Source organism: Micromonospora sp. KC723 (genome assembly GCF_004348595.1).
Lineage (GTDB): Bacteria > Actinomycetota > Actinomycetes > Mycobacteriales > Micromonosporaceae > Micromonospora.
Genome location: NZ_SMKD01000261.1, coordinates 1 through 2456 on the forward strand (window position 1 = coordinate 1; position 2456 = coordinate 2456).

The following is a 2456-nucleotide window of genomic DNA, read 5'->3' on the forward strand; positions in this document are numbered from 1 at the left end:
GTCGGCGGGGTGCTGGTGGGCGGGGTGCCACCGTTGCAGACCACACCGTTCAGGGTGAACGAGGTCGGCTTGGGGTTGCTGCCGCTCCACGCGCCGTTGAAACCGATGTTCACCGTGCCGCCGGTGGCGACCGAACCGTTGTACGACTCGTTGGTGGCGGTCACGTTCTGGCCGCTCTGCGACCAGCGCGCCGACCAGCCCTGCTGCACCCGCTGGCCGGCGTCGGGGAAGGCGAAGCCGAGGGTCCACGACCTCAGGGGGTCACCGATGTTCCTGATGGTGATGCTGGCGGTGAAGCCGCCCTGCCACTGGTTCGCGGTGTAGTCGACGCTGCACTGGGTCGCAGCCTGCGCCGCGGTGACCGGAATGGTCACCAGCCCGCCCGCTACCAGGGCGCTCGCACCGGCGAGCGCGACCGCCCGGCGTCGGCCGGACAGGTTTCTCCACAGATTCATGCCACTGAACTCCTTGGGCGAGACCGGATCCGCGTACGGCCCGGCGGAATGGCGCGGCGGACGCCCTGGCGGACGGTCCACGGTGCCACGGGATTTTCGGGGGGTGTGCCCGACCCGGGAACGGGCGTGGTGGTGGTGCCCCGACCAGTCGGGGCAGGACCGGTCGGCGGCCGCGTCGTCCGGTTCTCACCGGTGCCCTCGACGTCTGCCTACGCGGTGTGGCTCCCCGAACCGCGTGCAGCGATTCTTGCATGGGAGCGCTTCCATGGCAACGGTTCGATATCTGCCCGAAACCTGCCGGCAAGACTCACCGGCTTCCACCAGCCGGACACTCGCCTCAGCAGTACCCCGAGGGCGCCGACGCGCCCCAGAGTACGCCGCCGGGCATCCGACACCCGGGCAGCCCGACATAAGCCCTCTAGCACCCGTATGCGTCCGATCATCTCCAAAATCCAAAACATGAATCTTCCCCTGGAAGATACGCGAAACGGTCTAACGTCGGTCATAGCTCGACCGACGTCGGGCTCAGGACAACAGGGATGGAGTGACGCAGGTCATGGCTAACAAGATGCTCGGGAAGGTCGTCGCGGGCGCCGCGCTCGGCGGCGCGTCTCTCCTGGTGTTCACGCCGGGGGTCGCGTTCGCGGACGACACGCATCACGGCGGCGACCGTGAGGGCAGGGTCTACGCCAAGCCGCACGTCGCCAAGCCGGGCGAGACCGTCAAGTTCCTCGAGGTCTGCCCGCAGTCACAGGAGCACGCCTACGTCTGGTCCAAGGTCACCGGCAAGGTGAAGCTGAAGCCGGGCGAGGAGACCGGTGGCGAGCACCGCGACGGGAAGGGCAAGGACGAGGGCTCCGGGGAGAAGAACAAGGGCGGCAAGCCCGGCAAGGGCGAGCAGGGTGGCGACGAGCAGGGCAGGGGCGACCACGGCCGGCGTCCGACGCCGCAGCCCACGCCGGGTGGCGGCCAGCCCGGCGGTACGGGTGGCGGAATCGCCGCCGACGACGCGGCGGAGCGCGACCGGAAGGCCCACGAGCAGGAGCAGGCCGCCGAGGAGCGTGGCGGCCAGCACAAGCGCGAGTGGAAGGTCGAGGAGCACGACCAGGCGGCCGAGTCCGAGCGCGCCCACGGCTCGGAGGACCGTCGGTACGGCACCGGGTCCGAGCGCGGCTCGGAGAACGGCGAGCACGGCACGGAGAACGGCGAGCACGGCACGGAGAACGGCGAGCACGGCACGGAGAACGGCGAGCACGGCACGGAGAACGGCGAGTACGGCTACGAGGGCCGCGAGCACGGCGAGCGCGACGGGAAGGACAAGGACCGCGAGGCGGCCGAGTCCGAGCGCGGCCACGGCTCCGAGGGCCGCGAGCGCGGCGGGAAGGGCGAGTACCGCGACACCGACACCGAGTCCGAGCGCGGCGGGAAGGGCGAGTACCGCGGCGGGGACCAGGAGGACGCGGCTGGCGAGGAGAACGGCTGGAAGCACAGGAAGAACTTCGTCTACTACGGCGAGGCCCGAATCTCCCCGGACGCCGCTCCGGGCCGGTACGAGCTCAAGGGCTCGTGCGGCGAGGGCGAACTGGTCGTCCTCCCCCGCGGGCACGTCGAAGGCGGTGACGGTGGCCTGACCACCACCGGCGCCGACGGCGGCATGGCCCTGGGCGGGGCGAGCATGATCGGTGCGGCTGCCCTGGGTGGCATCGTGCTGATGCGCCGGCGTCGGGCCAATGGGCTCGTCTGACCGGACGACGACACGGGCCGGCGGCCGTCACGGGAGACCGTGGCGTGCCGCCGGCGCGGCCGTCGTCGTCGCCCTGGCCATGGTGGGCGCCGGGCTGGTCGGCCTGTCCCTGCGCACGGTACCCCCGCCCCGCCCACCGCAGCCGATCGCCCAGACGGCTCCGGTGGGGCAGCCCGACCCGGACACCGCCGGCCGCCCGGGCGAACGGCGGGCCGCCCGCCAGCGAGGCGGGGCCCCCGCGCTGCCCCGCTCCGCCC

Annotated in this window: 2 protein-coding genes and 1 pseudogene; 2 read left to right on the plus strand and 1 reads right to left on the minus strand. The window is 72.1% G+C overall.

Annotation, left to right across the window (positions count from 1 at the left end; all coding sequences use genetic code 11):
- Window positions 1-455: cellulose-binding domain-containing protein (locus E1165_RS28460; RefSeq protein ID WP_207917068.1), on the minus strand; the 455-nt coding region annotated here is incomplete at its 3' end.
- A gap of 556 nt (window positions 456-1011) precedes the next feature.
- Here E1165_RS28460 and E1165_RS28465 point away from each other — a divergent pair.
- Together E1165_RS28465 and E1165_RS30275 are read left to right on the plus strand one after the other, a co-directional pair.
- The gene (locus tag E1165_RS28465) at window positions 1012-2199 is read left to right on the plus strand and encodes a hypothetical protein (protein ID WP_132394773.1); all 1188 of its coding nucleotides are present in this window, start codon (window positions 1012-1014) and stop codon (window positions 2197-2199) included.
- Window positions 2186-2456, plus strand: a pseudogene (locus tag E1165_RS30275) (class F sortase); the annotation flags it as partial. The gene E1165_RS28465 and the pseudogene E1165_RS30275, both read left to right, overlap by 14 nt.

Coding starts and splice junctions, on each gene's coding strand:
- E1165_RS28465 (WP_132394773.1), top strand. CDS start 1,012: ATGGCTAACAAGATGCTCGGGAAGGTCGTCGCGGGCGCCGCGCTCGGC.